The organism is Bifidobacterium aquikefiri, assembly GCF_002259795.1.
In the GTDB taxonomy this organism is placed as follows: Bacteria; Actinomycetota; Actinomycetes; order Actinomycetales; family Bifidobacteriaceae; genus Bombiscardovia; species Bombiscardovia aquikefiri.
In genome coordinates this window covers 118,293-135,320 of the sequence record NZ_MWXA01000008.1, presented here as the reverse complement: position 1 = coordinate 135,320, position 17,028 = coordinate 118,293, and the positions used below count along the sequence as shown (strand labels likewise).

Annotated in this window: 16 protein-coding genes, 1 tRNA gene and 1 riboswitch; of the genes, 12 read left to right on the top strand and 5 right to left on the bottom strand. The window is 50.8% G+C overall.

Annotation, left to right across the window (positions count from 1 at the left end; all coding sequences use genetic code 11):
- Nucleotides 1–2: 2 nt before the first annotated feature.
- Nucleotides 3–260 (bottom strand): hypothetical protein, encoded by a 258-nt coding sequence (locus BAQU_RS08655; RefSeq protein ID WP_094694728.1) that lies wholly within the window; start codon nucleotides 258–260, stop codon nucleotides 3–5.
- A 132-nt stretch (nucleotides 261–392) separates the two neighbouring features.
- Between BAQU_RS08655 and BAQU_RS08650 the strand changes: the two genes are divergently transcribed.
- From BAQU_RS08650 to BAQU_RS08630, 5 genes are read left to right on the top strand one after another with little or no spacing between them, the layout of a single operon-like run.
- Nucleotides 393–836, top strand: coding sequence for a hypothetical protein (locus BAQU_RS08650; protein ID WP_143241991.1), 444 nt, complete (start codon nucleotides 393–395; stop codon nucleotides 834–836).
- Between the two features lie 41 nt (nucleotides 837–877).
- Nucleotides 878–1,753 (top strand): KilA-N domain-containing protein, encoded by an 876-nt coding sequence (locus BAQU_RS08645; protein WP_211277151.1) that lies wholly within the window; start codon nucleotides 878–880, stop codon nucleotides 1,751–1,753.
- Complete coding sequence (locus BAQU_RS08640) at nucleotides 1,750–2,157, top strand: ImmA/IrrE family metallo-endopeptidase (protein ID WP_244568500.1); 408 nt, start codon at nucleotides 1,750–1,752, stop codon at nucleotides 2,155–2,157. Before BAQU_RS08645 ends, BAQU_RS08640 begins: the two co-directional genes overlap by 4 nt.
- Nucleotides 2,158–2,214: 57 nt before the next feature.
- Nucleotides 2,215–2,907: a hypothetical protein gene (locus tag BAQU_RS08635; RefSeq protein ID WP_143241990.1), complete on the top strand. Its 693-nt coding sequence runs from the start codon at nucleotides 2,215–2,217 to the stop codon at nucleotides 2,905–2,907.
- A 23-nt stretch (nucleotides 2,908–2,930) separates the two neighbouring features.
- Complete coding sequence (locus BAQU_RS08630; RefSeq protein ID WP_094694720.1) at nucleotides 2,931–4,100, top strand: tyrosine-type recombinase/integrase; 1,170 nt, start codon at nucleotides 2,931–2,933, stop codon at nucleotides 4,098–4,100.
- Between the two features lie 31 nt (nucleotides 4,101–4,131).
- Here the strand turns inward: BAQU_RS08630 and BAQU_RS08625 are convergent.
- Nucleotides 4,132–4,205 (bottom strand) — tRNA-Val (locus BAQU_RS08625).
- Between the two features lie 297 nt (nucleotides 4,206–4,502).
- Between BAQU_RS08625 and BAQU_RS08620 the strand changes: the two genes are divergently transcribed.
- From BAQU_RS08620 to BAQU_RS08605, 4 genes are all read left to right on the top strand, one after another.
- Entirely contained in the window at nucleotides 4,503–6,497 is a 1,995-nt protein-coding gene (locus tag BAQU_RS08620; protein WP_094694718.1) for a DivIVA domain-containing protein, read from the top strand.
- A gap of 143 nt (nucleotides 6,498–6,640) precedes the next feature.
- On the top strand, nucleotides 6,641–8,371 hold the full coding sequence (locus tag BAQU_RS08615; protein WP_094694716.1) for an alpha/beta hydrolase family protein: 1,731 nt from the start codon (nucleotides 6,641–6,643) through the stop codon (nucleotides 8,369–8,371).
- Between the two features lie 133 nt (nucleotides 8,372–8,504).
- Nucleotides 8,505–9,233 carry a DNA repair protein RecO gene (recO, locus tag BAQU_RS08610; protein ID WP_094694916.1) on the top strand — a complete coding sequence of 243 codons (729 nt, stop codon included), beginning with the start codon at nucleotides 8,505–8,507 and terminating at the stop codon, nucleotides 9,231–9,233.
- Nucleotides 9,230–10,018 (top strand): isoprenyl transferase, encoded by a 789-nt coding sequence (locus BAQU_RS08605; RefSeq protein WP_094694714.1) that lies wholly within the window; start codon nucleotides 9,230–9,232, stop codon nucleotides 10,016–10,018. Before recO ends, BAQU_RS08605 begins: the two co-directional genes overlap by 4 nt.
- Before the next feature lie 301 nt (nucleotides 10,019–10,319).
- Here BAQU_RS08605 and BAQU_RS08600 read toward each other — a convergent pair whose 3' ends face one another.
- From BAQU_RS08600 to thiM, 3 genes are all read right to left on the bottom strand, one after another.
- Nucleotides 10,320–10,700, bottom strand: a complete 381-nt coding sequence (locus BAQU_RS08600) for a thiamine-binding protein (protein WP_094694712.1) — start codon at nucleotides 10,698–10,700, stop codon at nucleotides 10,320–10,322.
- Nucleotides 10,701–10,733: 33 nt separating this feature from the next.
- Complete coding sequence (gene thiE / locus BAQU_RS08595; RefSeq protein WP_244568499.1) at nucleotides 10,734–11,486, bottom strand: thiamine phosphate synthase; 753 nt, start codon at nucleotides 11,484–11,486, stop codon at nucleotides 10,734–10,736.
- Nucleotides 11,487–11,501: 15 nt separating this feature from the next.
- Nucleotides 11,502–12,449, bottom strand: a complete 948-nt coding sequence (thiM, locus tag BAQU_RS08590) for a hydroxyethylthiazole kinase (RefSeq protein WP_094694710.1) — start codon at nucleotides 12,447–12,449, stop codon at nucleotides 11,502–11,504.
- A riboswitch (TPP riboswitch) is annotated at nucleotides 12,440–12,538 on the bottom strand. Its footprint overlaps the gene before it by 10 nt.
- Before the next feature lie 139 nt (nucleotides 12,539–12,677).
- On the opposite strand from thiM, the gene BAQU_RS08585 reads away from it, so the two are divergent.
- From BAQU_RS08585 to ftsZ, 3 genes are all read left to right on the top strand, one after another.
- Nucleotides 12,678–14,195, top strand: a complete 1,518-nt coding sequence (locus BAQU_RS08585; protein ID WP_094694912.1) for a glycine--tRNA ligase — start codon at nucleotides 12,678–12,680, stop codon at nucleotides 14,193–14,195.
- 138 nt (nucleotides 14,196–14,333) lie between these two features.
- Nucleotides 14,334–15,494, top strand: a complete 1,161-nt coding sequence (dusB, locus tag BAQU_RS08580) for a tRNA dihydrouridine synthase DusB (protein WP_244568507.1) — start codon at nucleotides 14,334–14,336, stop codon at nucleotides 15,492–15,494.
- A gap of 283 nt (nucleotides 15,495–15,777) precedes the next feature.
- Nucleotides 15,778–17,025: a cell division protein FtsZ gene (ftsZ, locus tag BAQU_RS08575; RefSeq protein ID WP_094694706.1), complete on the top strand. Its 1,248-nt coding sequence runs from the start codon at nucleotides 15,778–15,780 to the stop codon at nucleotides 17,023–17,025.
- The last annotated feature ends 3 nt before the right edge of the window (nucleotides 17,026–17,028 follow it).

Here is a 17,028-nt window from a genome sequence, read left to right as displayed (position 1 = left end):
GGTTACGCGGTAAGAAGCTGCTGTGGACGTGGATTGTCGGAATGCAACTCACCTACCGTGGCTACTTCTCCAGGGGTGAATCCGAATGCGAGATGAAGTCCCACAACCATTCCTGGTGTGCAGATTCCTGTCTTTTTTGCTTTGCTAAGGACGCTTTCACTCACTCCGATTGCGCCTGCAAAAGCTGCATCGCTTTTAAGTCCACTCATTCGACGAGCTCTATCAAGGAACCCATCTTTAAAAACCATTTGATAGGCCATTTGAACCTCCTTTCACAATGAAGCAATCTGTGTGGTTATGAAATGAATATATCACTTTGAAATGAAACATGTCAACTCAATACGAAACGGCGTGTCTTGACATGAAATGATTTTTACTTCATAATGAAATACATGGATAAGCAAAAATGGTTTGAACAAATTACTCACCATGCGGCAGTCAACGAGGTCGCTACCAAGACAGGACTCTCAGCTGCAACTTTGTGGAGGCAATATAATAACGATTTGGGCTTTTCCGCTGAAAATCTCATAATCATTGCACGAACTTATAGCGCAAGTCCTATAGAGGCTCTGGTTATATTCGGTTTTCTGAATGAAGAAGAGCGTGCGGGAGATTCGACACTCGTTTCTCTCTCCAATGCTTCAGATGATGAACTCATTCAGGAACTGGCTCGCAGAATGAAAGGCAACTCTGAAAATCCGAAATGGAGTGAGCCTATTATTTATGAACCAACTGATGAGGACAGACAAAGAGCAAAACATGTTTCTGATCTTGGTCTTGCTGCGAAGCATGGCGACACTGATGCCGAGCAGGAAGCGTATGAGGCTGAACCGTAAAAGATGGCAACGTCGATAACCGTAATCACAAGGATGAGGAGATGGTGAGAATGCCACCGAAGGGAATACAAGAAACCCTCGATATCAACGGTTTGGATGTCACGGTAAGATCAACGGGCGGTGAGGATGATTATTTCTCGTTGACAGATCTAGCGAAGGCCAAGAGTGACAATCCAAAAGATGTGATTAAAAATTGGATGAGGAACAGAGACACCATTGAGCTACTTGGTATATGGGAGACTCTTCATAATCCGGATTTTAAAGGTGTCGAATTCGACACCTTTAAAAAGCAGGCTGGTAAAAATGCATTCACTATGACTCCAACCAAATGGATATCGGCAACCAAAGCTATTGGTATCAGAACAAGGAATGGCAGATATTCGGGAGGCACATTTGCTCACGTTGATCTGGCATTAGATTTTGCTGCTTGGATTAGTCCAGAATTTCGTCTTTATGTGTTCCAGGAGTATAAACGTCTCAAACAGGATGAAGCGAGCCGTCTCAATGTCGAATGGTCCAACAGACGTATGTTTGCTTCCTTGAATTATCGTATTCATACCGACGCAATCAAGGAAACATTGCCAGAGTATCTAAAAGGCACCAAACGTGAAGGTATCACGTACGCTCAGGAAGCAGATATTCTGAATATTGCAGTCTTTGGCATGACATCTCGAGAGTGGAGGAGTGCCCATCCGGAACATCATGGAGAAAACATTCGCGATTATGCCTCCGTTACGCAAAATCTGATTCTTTCAAATCTTGAAGCTCGAAATGCAGAACTGCTGCGGGAACACGTAGAAAGAGATAAACGGTTCGAAATACTTTGGAATATAGCCAGGCAGCAGGAGAAAACGTTCGAAAAACACCCGACAGTGAAGAAACTTGAAGAAAAGAGCACAGGCAAAGAGGTTGAATGATCGATATTGAGTCACTGGCCTGGACGTGGGCGCGGGTCGTTACGCTGCCCATGGAGGTTGGCATTCAGGGAGCGTTCGACAGGGATACTAGCACCATATTTCTTGCCGACGATCTCAGTGACGTGCAGCGTTCCTGTGTGCTCGCCCATGAGATCAGTCATGCGAAGCATCGTGACCATGGCTGCTACGGGCATGGGTCACCCATGGAGCGACGCGCCGACATGGACGCGGCACGACTGCTCATCAACCCATTCGAGTATGCGGCAGCAGAGGTCGTCTGCGATAACGCAATCTGGCTGGCGAGAGAATTGAATGTGATGCCATACATCGTTCACGCATACCGCGAATGGCTGTACGAACATCCTGAGAAGGCAAATAATCTTTGTAGATTTGATTATTTTTAAGGGGAGAGAGAACTTGAAATGAAAATATGTGAGAGATACAAATTCGTAGTTGTTTGTGTGAGTGTTGCTTTGATGCTTGGTCTGTCATCTTGTGGGGGTGCATCTTCTGCAAGAGAATATTCCCAGGCAGGAATTAGTTCAGCAAAAGTTGAGTGTGGTAAAAAAACAGACGAGCTTACGAGCGTTCAAAAGAATCCCGAGACCGATATTCTTGAAATTTCTGGATGGTACAACGATCTCGACGAGCGAGGACAGGGTACAAAATCAGCTCTGTTCAAGTGTGTAATTTCAAGACTCTCGATTCCCAAGTCATTGGTGAAACGAATGGAAAAGAATGACAGTCAACAAAATTATGCGGATATCGGAAACCTCAAAATATCTTGGTTTAGAAATTCAATTATGTTGACTGCTGACTTTGGAATAAAGGAAACATCGAAAAATGATGCTGAATACTATGCCACGCAATCAATAAAACATACCCAAACATATTGCGAAAGCGAGAGTGAAGACGGAGTCTATGTCACAAATAAAAGCAATTACATTGGAATCGATACTGCGTCCGGTATAGGAACAGGTTCTTCACCGTATCTATGTGTTTCGAGAGCTTTAGGTATTGATCAGAGCATTACCGACGATATTAATATGTGGGATTCCAAGCAATGGAATGTAAGAAGTGGTGATTTTTATCTGGGCTGGATAAACCAATCAGATGTCTTAATCTTCGTTATATCTTCTGAACATCTTAAGTAAAAGATTAAGTTAGGACGGCCTTCATGGCGAGTGTTGAGTCGTATGAGACGAAATCAGGCAAACGGTACCGTGTGAGGTACCGCAAGCCCGACGGTTCCAGCACCGACAAACGCGGCTTCAAACGCAAGAAAGACGCGACGGACTGGGCCGCCGACAACGTCACTGTAGCCATCAACACAGGCACCTACACGGATCCGGGCAAGGGTAAGACGACGATCGCCAAACTGTATGAGGCGTGGCTGGCGGTGGGCAAACCATTATGGAAACCGTCATATATTCATACTGTTGAGACCTCCTGGCGGACGCATGTGGAGGAAACCTGGGGGAGCAGGCAGGTGGTGTCGATACAGCGTGACGAAGTGCAGGAATGGGTGAGCGAACTGGCTGCCCGGAAGTCTGCGTCAACGGTGACGAAGGCATACGCGATACTCAGATCCATCATGGAGGACGCGGCGAACGATCGGCGTATTCCCCGTAACCCACTGACGGATATCAAGCTGCCCGTCAAGCGGCGTACCAGACCCAGAATCTACCTGACCATAAGCCAACTGCTGGCCTTCGCTGACGAAGCCAGCAATGCTAACAGCATCGGCGACGAACGCAGGGCACTGATATTACTACTTGGCTTCTGTGGGTTGCGCTGGGGTGAAGCGAGAGGCTTGCGCGTCAAGGATCTGGATTTCGGCAAGGGCCGGTTGCATGTGGAGCAGAACATCGTCTCGGTGGGTTCCAGGAAGGTGCCAGGCAGTCCCAAGAACCATGAGATGCGCGACGTGCCCATGCCGGAGATCGTGGCGACTGCATTGCGTGAGGTGGCTGCGAAGAGGTCTGGCGTGAATGATCTGGTGTTCATGGATACGTCGGGGAGTCCGATCAGGGAGCAGTCGGTGAGTGAGCTGCACAACCGTACATGGTATGTGTCGGCGCTTCGTCGCGCCAAGCTGCCAATGGTGTCACCGCACGATCTGAGGCACACGGCAGCCTCGATAGCGGTGCATGCCGGCGCGAACGTGAAGGCTCTGCAGCGCATGCTCGGGCATAAGAGCGCGGCGATGACGTTGGATGTGTACGCGGATCTCTTCGACTCTGATCTGGATGATGTCTCGGCGTCGATAGACAAGGCCGTGAAAAATTGTGGGCAAAATGTGGGCACGGAGTCTGGTTCGGATAAAAAGAAAGACCGAAACCGTTGATATTCCAACGTTTTCAGCCTGTATCTGTGGGTGGGCGATGAGGGACTCGAACCCCCGACATCCACCGTGTAAAGGTGGCGCTCTAGCCAACTGAGCTAATCGCCCGAAAGTTTCCAAAACGAAGCCGCAATCTGAAAATTCATACAGCTGCCAAACTCCGTCGAAACCTAGAATAGCCTACCATCCATGAGGATATGTGCAACATCTCAGTGTTTTTCAAGTTTTTTATACTTGTCGGCCGTATACTTCAATTAATATGTGACAGTGGTATGCGTCATGGCTGGAGCATGCGAACGCGATGGCTATGCAACACAGATGTGGAGTCTCAACAACCACGTAGTGTGATTTTTGAAGCGAATTAACTGATTGAGATTTTCTCAAGAAGTAGGAGGTCGATGTCCCATGGCGAAAAAGCCCGAAGCCAACGGCAATGGTACGAACATAGCCCGGGTAGGTAAGCATAAGTGGGGATACGACTCTCAGCAGGTAGACGAGTTCCTTGACAATGCGCATAAGCTCTATGAGAGCCCTGAACCGAAGCTCACGCAAAAAGATATACAAGACGTATCTTTTGGGCTTCGCAAGAACGGCTACGCCGTAGGCCAGGTAGATGCTGCACTCGCACGCCTGGAACGTGCCGTCGTTGACAAGCAGACGCAATGGGAGATTGCTCAGAACGGACGGGTGGCGTGGCGTGGTCAGACTGAAGCCATGTACCGCAAATTCGTGAATCATTGTGAACGACAGGAAAAAGAGCGATTCAAACCCGGAACATCAAACAATCCTTCATATGATCGAAAGCAAGTTGATCGTCTGCTCGACCAACTATCTCAGAAGCTTTCTCAGGAACTGGGCGAGTCCTCAACCCATGTGCAAGAGTCTGGCGAGCTGGTCGATCTGACGCCGAATAGAGTCTCGAACGTTGTCTTTACCCAGAGAAAAGGCAAGAAGGGATATGACGAGCGTCAGGTGGATTACTTCCTTAACTATGGGGTGCAGCTCCTCTCAAGAATCGAATCCTATGCACGTGTGACCGACTATTCAAAGGCAGAAGCATCCGAGGCAGTGCAGTTACAGAACGAGCCAAGCTATGAACCTCAGACTTCAGATTTAGGCTCGCTGGCTGCACTTGCAGAACCTGAAAATCCAAATGTGGAAGAAACGCAGGTTTTCCAACCAGTGCATCAGCCGACACCGCAGGTTACTGCAGGCGCTTCTCCTTCCGACCGCATCTCACAGCATGAAGTCGGTCAGTCCACAGAAACAATTCGTCCTCTCTTCGATGAGAACGGCGCATCAATACAAACGCCACCATCGAGAATTCATGGCCGCCATAGATTTGGCGAAGATTCGACCGAGTCGATAGACGATGCTGCTTCATATGCGAATGAATCATATTCGAACAACAGACCTTCCTCAGATGCAGCAATTTCGCAGAATGACGGTCGTGCAATGTTCAAGAACCTGCATCGTGAGGAGCAGGCGGTATTTAACCAATCCCAGGCAGAATCCCAGGCCACGACCCAGACGGCAGGTCATGGGTCAGAGGATCCGCATCAGTCATATTTGTCTCATAACAATTCCATGACACCAGGTCGAACTGGAAGTGATTTTGTGCCCCAACAGGCCAACGCAGGCAAAATCAACTATCCTCAGGAGCAACAGACGCGGGCAGTTGCGAACAGCTCGAATGCAGCTACGGAAACAGGTCTCACATCGCAGGAACCAGTTCCGAAGCAAACTTCAGCACCGTCCACCTTTGATTTCTGGAGACGTGGAAAGTCTGCGGACACGAATTCGAATATGGTCGAAAACCTTTCGTTCGGCAATCAGAATGATTCCGAGAATGTCCGTGAGAATCCCGCTTCAGGTAGATCCAACGATGATGTGCAGATCAACCGAAATGGAGATGACAAATCGGCAGGCGCGCAAGCCCCGCAGACATCACCTCTGAGCTTCCCGGTGGCAGATAGTCAGCGCAGTACGCAGAATCAAAATCCTGTGAATCAGGGTAATCAGGGGATGCACACCTTTGCCTCTAGCGATGCTCTCGCCTCGAGTTCGGACTCAGACGATACATCATCGCAACCATCAGCATCTTCTCACGATGCAAATTCATTGTCTTTCTCAGACGATTTAAATTCCATACAAGATACTGATCAATATCTGGCTTCACTGAATTCAATGCTTGACAGCACTTCGTTCCCTAAGGTTGATCTTGATATTCCTGACTTGGCTTTCCCTACCACCGATTCGATGGATGAGAACAATGCTCCAGGCAAGGATTCAACCGCGGGGAGGGGTACAAACGACGCTGACCCCGTTCAACCTTCACATGGATCCTCTCGCGATACGTTCAATGATGGGGGCGAAGGGTCACCATCACAGAATAATTAATTCTATGATGTGGCGGAGCTTGTAGGGATAGCCGTAGCTTGTGTCAAACAACCTGCCGTCAAGCGAAACTTGCTTGTCAGCAGATATAGTATTGAACTCTATTTTGCACAATTATCAGCTCGAGTTCGGCATGGGCATATACAATGAGCTGCGTGTCAAACCAAGATCAAAGTGCGGAGAGTTCCAAGGTATGGAGCTGGTCCAAGCGTCTGACCTTGAGCCTACCTATTTTCATAATTTTCATAGCTTTATTGACCTCGGTCTCAAATGCGACAGCAGTTCCTTGGAACAACAATCCCATCGATCAGAGCATGGAAACCGTGGATTCTGACACCTCGGTCAACTTCGCCAATCCTCAGCAGCTCAATCTTGCGCAGCGAGGCAGCTATAACGTCGTCGAGCGCCGAGCCACAATCGATGTAAAGCAGAGTGCTACGGGCGCTACGCAGCACATTCATATTCTCATTCGTGAACCTCAGGGAACACGTGGCAAACTTCCAGGCATCGTATTCATGCATGGAGCCGGATATGGCACGGCAGAGGACTCGTTCGGCGATGTCGCTTCCGATTTAAGCTCTGCTGGTTTTGTCTCTGCTGTTATCGATAAGCCTGTATGGAACACCTCTGATGCGAACCGCGATTATCCGGCATCGGCCAAGGCATATGACAAGGTTATCGACTATCTACGCCAGCTCTCAAATGTCAACGCTTCAAACGTTGGAATCTATGCAACGAGTGAAAGCACTTGGATAAGCTCATATCTCTTGCAGAGTGACCATGATGTGGCCTTCCAGATTCTCCTGAGCCCCATGGTGCATTCCCCACGCCATTCCCTCGGATTCCTTGCTGCTCAGGATTTCGCCATGGTAGGTGCAAATCCGGGCTATCAGTCCATTGTCAGGCGTCTATTCAGTGCTGACCTGGATTTGTTTGGATTGCATAATATGGATATCAATACTCTGAAGCCTGCGGCGTATGCGATTCCCACTTTTGTGGCATATGGTGCGAAGGATGTGATGACCGCTCAGGTTGATGGTGCGCAAACCATCATGAAGCTTGCGCATGAAGCCAATAATTGGAATGTAACGATTCGTAACTATCCGTTGGCGAATCATGTGCTTCGCCTGGGTGATGAAGCACAGACGAGCACACCGCTCGTCGACTCGTATGAGAACGATATGGTGGATTGGGCTGTTGGTGTGACCCATGGCTTGAAGCAGACCTCGCAGCTGGTCACCGGTGCAACGATCACGCAATCAATCGCGGTGCCATTCGACTTGAAATCGCGTCCAACGCTCACCGTATATATGCTGGTGATTCATGGCGCTGCATTGATATTTATTCTCACGACCATCATCATGTGGATCGTGGCACTCATTCGGAAGTTTCGATCACTGCTTTGCCGCGATTCCCGGCATATTCTTGGATTTACGCACGGATTCGGCGGAATACTCATTCTTATCACAGGAACCACGCTGGCAACCCTCGTGCTCTTCTTCTCTGGCCTCGCGCAGGTCGTCTATGCCGTGGTGAAACTGGTCTGGGGAGGCGCGCCCAAAACCGCAGGAATGATCTATTGGAGTTGGCCCGTCATCCAGATAGTGTCAACGCTCGTGGTCTGGGCATGGTCTCGAGTTTTCGCAAGGCTCATCGAGGTGGCATCCATTCGAGGATTGCTGAAGATCCCCACGCTGGCGACTATTCGCGACTTTATTCTTAAGAGACACAGGGACAACCGCTATGATCATATAAAAGATCAGACACTGCCGGTGATCTCCTATACACGATTTGGCAAGGCGCTTTTCGTGAACACCACGATTGCCATGTTCTGCGTATTGCTATTGTTTGCCTTTTGGGGCTTGTTCATCTATTAGAGTTACAGGTAAGCAACGCTACAGAAGCTGGCTTGGCGTGATTATGACACGGAAGGTTGTGGCATGCCCATACGAGCCAATGAATCAACGAGCATATGGAATTTCTGTTCGAGAGAAGAGGCTTGACCAATCCATGGCAACCTATCGTGATGAAGGTGTGATTCTCAGAACCGTGAAGCTTGGCGAGGCTGACCGCATCATCACCATATTCACCAAGATGCACGGCAAGGTACGGGCGGTCGCGAAAGGTGTGCGACGAACCCGTTCGAGGTTTGGCGGCCGACTCGAGCCATTCATGCGTGCCGATGTGCTCATTGCGCAGGGTCGTAATCTTGACGTGATTTCGCAGGCGGTGAGCATAGCGACTTACGCTGATCCAATCTGTGCAGACTATGATGCGTACATGAATTCAGGAGTCATCGTCGAGGCAATCGACAAGATTGTCAGCACCGAGCATGAACGTTCATTGGATCAATACTCACTGCTGGTTTCGGCGCTCGCTTCGATGGCGAAGCACAGACACAACCCCAAGGCTACTGGTGAGTCGTACGTCATGCGCGCCCTCTCTCTGGCTGGATGGAGTCCTCGAATGGATTCCTGCGTTGTGTGTGGAAGGCATGATGATCTTGGCTATTTCTCAGTGCGCATGGGAGGAATGATGTGTCAGGCAGATCGTACGCCAGACGCCCGTGTCATTGATGAGCTATCGATTTCACAGATGCATGCGCTGCTTTCTGGAGACTGGCCGCTGCTGGATTCACACGATCTGACCTCTAAAGTTGACGAACTTGTTGAGGAATGGGGAGAATACTACCTTGAACGGCCAATTCGTTCACTGCGGTTGTTAGATTCGAATGTATGACTTTTGATCATGTCGACTATAGGTCGCTGGATGTGCCCGCGGCACCATTTTCCCAACCCGATAGAATTCCGGATTTCCCTAAAAATAAGGTGCCTCGTCATGTAGGCGTCATCATGGATGGCAATGGTCGCTGGGCAAAGAAACGCGGACTGGTAAGAACCGACGGTCATCAGGCAGCTGAGCCTGTGGTATTCGACATCATCGCCGGGGCAATTGAAGCTGGCGTGCGATATTTAAGTCTGTATACCTTTTCAACGGAAAATTGGAAGCGTACGCCGAGTGAAGTGCGTTTTCTCATGGGGTTCTCCCGCGATATCATTCACCGGCGCGTATCGCAGATGAACGCTTGGGGTGTGCGCGTTCGTTGGTCGGGAAGAAGACCACGACTGTGGAAGTCAGTGATCAACGAGCTTGAAGATGCGATGGAACAGACCAAAAACAACAAGGTCATCGATGTCGTATTCTGCATTAATTACGGCGGGCGTGCAGAAATTGCCGATGCGGCTTCTGAGATTGCAAAGGAAATCGCAAGCGGAAAGATCAAGGGCACTCGAGTCACGGAAAAGATGATTGCCGAGCATTTGTACAACCCGGACATTCCCGACTGCGATTTGGTCATTCGAACGTCGGGGGAGCAGCGAACCAGCAACTTCCTGCCATGGGAGGCTGCATATTCTGAGCTTGACTTTGTTCCAGAACTATTCCCTGACTGCGGACGCGACGTTCTCTGGCGTGCAATCGATGACTATGTGCATCGAGATCGCCGTTTTGGAGGAGCGAAGTAGGGGGAAAGTGAAAAAACAATGCGGTTGCGAGTTTCGTGGCAATTCTACTAAAGCATTTGTTCTGGTTTTAGTGTGTAATCGCTCATTGTGAACTTCTCCAGGTATAAGGAGACCCCAATGGGTGGATATTCGCCGTTGGCGAGGCTATTAAGCCCCTTTTCGAGGCTTGTATACTTGGAGAAGTTCACAATGAGCGCATAGATAGGTTGATTTAAGGTCACACGTGCTTGTCAATGACCAATACGTGCACTCCGATTCAGCTGGTTTACCGCAAAACTCGCAATCTCGAAATATTCTGGGCTTATTTGTTCAAGATTTTGTCGACAAGCTCAGCTTTTTTATGAATCTGCCCCTTGAAACCGGGACGTATGTCAAGTTTGAGCACCACACCGGTGCGGTAGCCCTGATTTGCGAGCTTCAACGTGGCATCACGAACGACATCCAGCACATCATCGAGATCCCCTTCGATATTCGTAAACATTGCATTTGTTTCATTGGGCAAGCCTGAGTCGCGGATCACCTCGACTGCCTGTGCAACATATTCAGAGAGTTCTTCCCCAACACCGCTCGGTGCAATCGATAATGCAGCGACGGTGTTGATGTAATTGAGGTGCCTTGCTGACCGTGCTTCGGCTGTTGTGTCTTTCGTCTGTTGTTCTTCACTCATGTTTTCTTCACTCATGGGATACTCCTTTGAATCGAATATTCAGCATTGTTATTTCTCTCGAACCGAGAGCCAGGCTTTCACCAAAGCTTCGGTGGCCTTTTGTGGATCTTCGGCACCTGCGATGGCAGATATGACAAACCAGCCAGCGGCCTTGGTTCGTGCCAGTTCGGGAACGTCGGCAACACTGACGCCCCCGCCGGCAACAACGGGGTAGCGACTGATATCTGCCAAGGTACTGATGCCTTGCACCGCAAGAATATGCAACTTTCCATCGTCACCAACACCGCAATCTGGTTTGCTCACGGAAGGATGCACTGGACCAGCACCCACATAGTCAATGATTCCTTCTGGCAGCTCATTCACAAGATCAACGAGCTTGTTGGTTGCTGCAGAAAGTCCAATGATTGCATTCTCGCCGAGCAGTTGTCTGCAGTAGCGAACATCCATGTCGGTCTGGCCAACATGAACCCCATCAACCTTGATTCCCATGCATCGGCACTCCCATGCAACATCGACGCGGTCATCGATCACGAACGCAACGGTGCTGCTCTTACCGGCAGCCTCAATGACATCGGCAATCTGGCGAGCGAGTGAAACGATTTCGGAAGCATCGGAGTGCTTTGCGCGCAATTGCACGCAGGTTATGCCACCTGCCAGCGCTTCCTTGACTATGGTTGCAACATCACGACCTTTCGTGTTCTCTGGGCCAATCACCAGGTATGCCGAGATGTCAAGCACCTTCCTCAATGAAGGAAAATCGTTGGTTTGCATCGCAGTATTCATTCTTTCCTCAGTTTTCATGCGATAAAGGGTTGTTCAGCGCATCTCGATGATGCGCGAAGTGGCAATTGTTGCGGGTTGCATCTGCCACAATGCATCCAGGAATTCCGTTTGGAAGCTGCCAGGTCCCTTGGCGACTTCACCAGCCTGTTCGGAGGCACGGTTGTAATGCAGAGAAGCTGCCAGTGCTGCGGTCAAGGGATCGCTTACTGCGAGATATGTTGCCGTGACACCGCCGAGTGAGCAACCGGCGCCAGTGATTTTCGTCATCATGGCATTGCCGCCGGGGAGTCGATAGGTGCAATCGCCGTCGGTGATCAGATCACGTTCTCCTGAGACGGCGACTGCTGCAGTATGCGTTGCGTTGTGTTCGCGAAGATACCGAGCAAGTTCAATCGCATACAGGGTTGCACTGTCAACATCGTCTATAGATTCAACACCGGCCGGGCGATTCACCTTGCCCTCGGAGTCCGTTTTCAGGCTGATACCCCAGATGCCACACAGAGCGATGATTTCCGATGCGTTCGCTCGCACAATCGTTGGAGGATAATCAGCAAAGGTTTTCAGTATGTGAGTTCTCGTCGAGCCCAGTCCCGCTGCCACGGGATCGAGAACCCAGAGTGACTTGCGCTCGAAGAAGGTCTTGGCAATGATGCCGAGATCGTCCTTGTACGAAGGCAACAGAGTGCCGACGTTGATATAGCTTGCGCCTGAAATTGCATCGATGTCTTCGATGTCATCCGGCAGGAAGCTCATCGCAGCACTTCCGCCAGCGGCAAGCTGCGCATTGGCAACGAGGTTGATGGTCACGAAATTCGTGAATGACTGCGCGAGCGGCGTTTTCTGACGGACTTCCTCGCACGCTGTCCTGATTCGCTCACGAATGGGATCATCAAGCGACAAATATTGTGATGATTCGGAAAGTGACGCTGATTGCGTTGACAATGATGATGATAATGATGTGGTTGGCAATGATTCATTCATTGCATGCCTCCCTACGATGGTTTTAACCAACAGGTTCCAAGGGTCAGGTTCTACCTTCTCAACTCAAACGAGTTCCCCTGCATAACGGTTTCACACTAAATGACAATGCAGACATGAAGCATTCTCCACTGCTCACCAGAGCAAAGATAAGAGAGTATGGCAGTGTCACGCGGTGGCTATAATCTTGGACTCGTTAAAATCCCGGTGAAATCCAACAAGAGGTGTTCCGTGTCTGAATCCAAACTTGATGCCGTTGTGTCATTGGCGAAGCGTCGTGGCTTCGTATTTCCGGCTGGAGAAATCTATGGTGGAACGCGTTCCGCTTGGGATTACGGTCCTCTTGGCGTTGCACTGAAAGACAACATCAAGCGCGAATGGTGGCGTTCGATGGTCGTCACCCGTGGTGACGTGGTTGGTGTTGACACTTCGATCATTCTTCCCACTGCCGTATGGGTTGCCTCTGGCCACGTGACCGTGTTCAACGATCCTCTGATCGAGTGCCTGACCTGTCACAAGCGTCATAGGGCCGATACTTTGGAAGAGGCATACTTTGAAAAGCATGGCCATCAGCCTGAAAACGGTCTGAAGGACATTCCATGCCCCGATTGCGGAACGAAGGGCAACTGGACCGAGCCGCGTGACTTTAACATGATGCTCCAGACCCATCTCGGACCGGTTCAGGATGACAACAGCCTGCACTATCTCCGTCCGGAAACGGCACAGGGCATCTTCGTTGATTTCAAGAACGTCATGGGTTCTTCACGCTCCAAGCCTCCGTTCGGCATAGCCAATATGGGCAAGAGCTTCCGCAATGAGATCACCCCTGGAAACTTCATATTCAGGACGCGCGAGTTTGAGCAGATGGAGATGGAATTCTTTGTTCAGCCAGGCACCGATGAGGATTGGCATCAGTATTGGATCGATAACCGCACACGTTGGTACACCGATCTTGGCGTCAATCCCGAGAATCTTCGTCATTATGAGCACCCCAAGGAGAAGCTTGCCCATTATTCGAAGCGGACCGTCGATATCGAATATCGCTTCGGATTCCAAGGTTCAGAGTGGGGTGAGCTCGAAGGCGTTGCCAACCGTACGGACTTCGACTTGAGTGCACACGCGAAGCATTCCGGTGAGGATCTGAGCTATTTCGATCAGGCATCGGGAGAGAAGTACACACCGTTCGTCATCGAGCCAGCTGCAGGCCTCACTCGCTCCCTTATGGCATTCCTTGTCGATGCCTACGACATTGATGAGGCACCAAACACGAAGGGCGGCGTTGACCGGCGTACCGTGCTGCGACTTGATCCCAGGCTCGCACCTGTGAAGGCCGCGGTTCTTCCGCTATCCAAGAAGCCCGCCTTGCAGGCCATTGCGCACAATCTCGCCGGGGATCTACGTCAGAACGAGTGGATGATCGATTATGACGAGGCCGGAGCCATCGGACGTCGTTACCGGCGTGAAGACGAAATCGGTACGCCGCTGTGCATCACCGTGGACTTCGATACGATTGATGACCATGCAGTGACGATTCGTGACCGCGACACCATGAAGCAGGAGCGCGTCGATCTTGATAAGGTCGAGGAATATGTCCGGGTTCGCATTCAGGAAAAACGCGTTCGCTACCCGGAAGGCCCGGTGAACATTACCGGTGAAACCGCTGCTGATGGGTCTGTTGATGTGACCAAGGAACAGGGAATCGATGAATCTGCGCCCGTCAAGGTCGCCGAGGCCGGTGGCAATTACTGATTCCGCTGCAATTCAATCGATGCATGTGCGCGATGGGAGTTGGTTATGCTCTCATTGCGCACATGTCGATATGGATGATCGAGGGGGAGGGAAATGCTTTCAGAAGATACTTACAGCGAGCAGAGCGTGTCTGCTGCAATGCCCAGCAATCACCAGTTTCCTGGAATTGACCTCGGCAGCATTCATGTAGACACTCCGGTGATGCTCTCTCCGATGGCAGGGGTCACCAACTGGCCGTTCCGCGTCTTGTGCGAAGAGTTCGGCCCGAACGGACTCTATGTTGCCGAAATGATCACGGCTCGTGCCTTGGTGGCCAAGAACCCCAAAGCATTGAGATTATGCCGTTTCGCTCCCAGCGAACATCCTCGCTCTCTTCAGTTGTACGGAGTCAACCCTGAGATCACGCGTCTGGCAGCTGCGATGGTTGTGGATGGCGACATGGCTGACCATGTCGACTTGAACTTCGGTTGCCCTGCGCCCAAGGTCACTCGTCATGGCGGGGGTTCTGCGCTTCCTTGGAAGTTGGATGTATTCGCCGAGCTGATTCGCAGAGTCGTCAGTGTGTGTGAGCCGGCAGGCATTCCCGTCACTGCAAAAATCAGGGTTGGAATCGACCATGAACATGAAACCTTCCTTGAAGCCGGTCGAATAGCGCAGGAGGAGGGCTGTGCGGCAGTAACGCTGCATGCTCGAACGACTGCGGAATATTACGGTGGCCATTCCGATTGGAATCGCATCGGTCAACTTGCCCAGGAGTTGAGTATCCCTGTTTTTGGCAATGGAGACATCTGGACTGCGGAGGATGCACTCGAGATGATGAATCATACGGGCTGTGCCGGGGTTGCCATCGGTCGCGGGTGTCAGGGCAGACCTTGGCTTTTTGCAGACATTGCCAATGCCTTCGCTGGATCCTCAGTGAGGGTCAATCCCACACTTGGCCAAATCGGCGGTATCATCAGCAAGCACGCCAGATTGCTCACCGATTTCTATGATGGCGATGAGCAGATGGCTGTGCACGACCTTCGCAAGCACGTTGCTTGGTATCTCAAAGGCTTCCCTGTCGGTGGCGAAGTGCGGCGGCAATTCATGGAATGTGAAAGCGTTGCCGATGTCGATGCCAAGGTAGCTGAATTCGATCAGAATACGCCCTTTCCCATGGCGATTGCCGATAAACCAAGGGGCCGTGTCAGATATGCACGGAAGGTTCATCTTCCCTATGGATGGTTGGATTCGAGAAATCTGCCGACTGAGGAACGCGAAAAACTGTTTGGTGATGATCCAATGGACGCTTCGTATTGATTCCTGTGTATCATCGGTCACACCATGACCAATCGTGATGGAATTCACATGGTGAGTATGAATAAGGGGATACTGCAATGACTTCGTTTGTTGCGTAGGGCAGAGTGACACAGTTGTTTGTTGACAATGTTGTAATACGGTGCAACTTCCGACTACGCTTGGGTAACTTAGGGAGGGGATTGTTGTTAATTGCAGAAAAACAACGGTACACGCCCAAAATAGCGCTTGTTAAGGGTATGAACTGCGATAGAGTTGGAACAAAGCGTGAGAACAGGAGCTTACTGTGAGCGAGATTGCCCAGATTGACAATTTCAACGACAAAACCAACATCAAGGTCGTCGGTGTTGGTGGTGCAGGTGGTAATGCAGTCAATCGAATGATTGCTGAAGGACTGCAGAACGTTGAATTCGTTGCTGTGAATACCGATGCGAAAGACTTGTTGCGATCAGACGCAGATGTCAAAATATCCCTGTCTGATAATTCAAGTCGTGGCTTGGGAGCCGGAGCCGATCCCGAGAGGGGCGCCAAGGCAGCACAGGATCATCAATCTGACATTGAAGAGGCATTGAAGGCTTCCGATATGGTGTTCGTGACGGCGGGCGAGGGTGGCGGCACTGGAACGGGAGCAAGTCCACTCGTCGCAAGAAGTGCACGTCAGCTCGGCGCTCTGACCATCGCAGTGGTCACACGTCCATTCTCATTCGAAGGCCCTCGTCGTGCATCATCCGCGGAAACCGGGATCGCCAACCTGCGCAATGAGGTCGATGCGCTGATCGTCATTCCGAACGACCGTCTTCTCGATCTCTCAGATCGGACGGTCAGCGTGATGGATGCATTCAAGACCGCCGATACAGCCTTACTCGCAGGTGTGCAGGGGATCACTGACCTGATCACGATGAACTCATACATTCATGTCGATTTCTCCGATGTGACTGCAATTCTCAAGGATTCCGGAACGGCACTCTTCGGCATCGGCGCCGCACGAGGCGAAGATCGTGCAACACAGGCTGCCGAGATTGCCATCAGCTCGCCATTGCTCGAAGAAAGCATTGAAGGGGCACACGGAGCGCTCATCAACATCGCAGGCCCCACCGATCTGAGTATGCAAGAGGCTTCAGCCGCCGTGCAGTTGGTGCAGAATGCCATACATCCTGAGGCGCAGATCATCTGGGGACTTGCGCTTGATGATGCCTACGGCGATGAAGTCAGGGTGACCGTGATCGCTGCCGGTTTTGATGCCAACGCCAAGAATGACGAGGAAGGTGCGCATAGCGAGCATCACGCTCAGCACAGGGCCGAGGACAATTCCCAGCCCATCGTTCCTCCACTGACCCCAATTCATACTGGCAATGCACCACAGGCCAACGAAGCTGCTGCGGATCAGACATCCGAACATCGAATCGTTCGTGCGGCCGACGCTCAGTCGGAGCAACAGGGAAGTGCACAACCGAAACAACATGATTTCGATTCCACAGATGACGATGATTCATCGGATTCCGGGGATCTCGATATCCCTGATTTTCTTCGCTGATCG

Bases quoted from the DNA above. Each gene is read 5' to 3' on its own strand.
- BAQU_RS08655 (WP_094694728.1), bottom strand. From the start codon at position 260: ATGGCCTATCAAATGGTTTTTAAAGATGGGTTCCTTGATAGAGCTCGT.
- BAQU_RS08650 (WP_143241991.1), top strand. From the start codon at position 393: ATGGATAAGCAAAAATGGTTTGAACAAATTACTCACCATGCGGCAGTC.
- BAQU_RS08645 (WP_211277151.1), top strand. From the start codon at position 878: ATGGTGAGAATGCCACCGAAGGGAATACAAGAAACCCTCGATATCAAC.
- BAQU_RS08640 (WP_244568500.1), top strand. From the start codon at position 1,750: ATGATCGATATTGAGTCACTGGCCTGGACGTGGGCGCGGGTCGTTACG.
- BAQU_RS08630 (WP_094694720.1), top strand. From the start codon at position 2,931: ATGGCGAGTGTTGAGTCGTATGAGACGAAATCAGGCAAACGGTACCGT.
- BAQU_RS08620 (WP_094694718.1), top strand. From the start codon at position 4,503: ATGGCGAAAAAGCCCGAAGCCAACGGCAATGGTACGAACATAGCCCGG.
- BAQU_RS08615 (WP_094694716.1), top strand. From the start codon at position 6,641: ATGAGCTGCGTGTCAAACCAAGATCAAAGTGCGGAGAGTTCCAAGGTA.
- recO (WP_094694916.1), top strand. From the start codon at position 8,505: ATGGCAACCTATCGTGATGAAGGTGTGATTCTCAGAACCGTGAAGCTT.
- BAQU_RS08605 (WP_094694714.1), top strand. From the start codon at position 9,230: ATGACTTTTGATCATGTCGACTATAGGTCGCTGGATGTGCCCGCGGCA.
- BAQU_RS08600 (WP_094694712.1), bottom strand. From the start codon at position 10,700: ATGAGTGAAGAAAACATGAGTGAAGAACAACAGACGAAAGACACAACA.
- thiE (WP_244568499.1), bottom strand. From the start codon at position 11,486: ATGAAAACTGAGGAAAGAATGAATACTGCGATGCAAACCAACGATTTT.
- thiM (WP_094694710.1), bottom strand. From the start codon at position 12,449: ATGAATGAATCATTGCCAACCACATCATTATCATCATCATTGTCAACG.
- dusB (WP_244568507.1), top strand. From the start codon at position 14,334: ATGCCCAGCAATCACCAGTTTCCTGGAATTGACCTCGGCAGCATTCAT.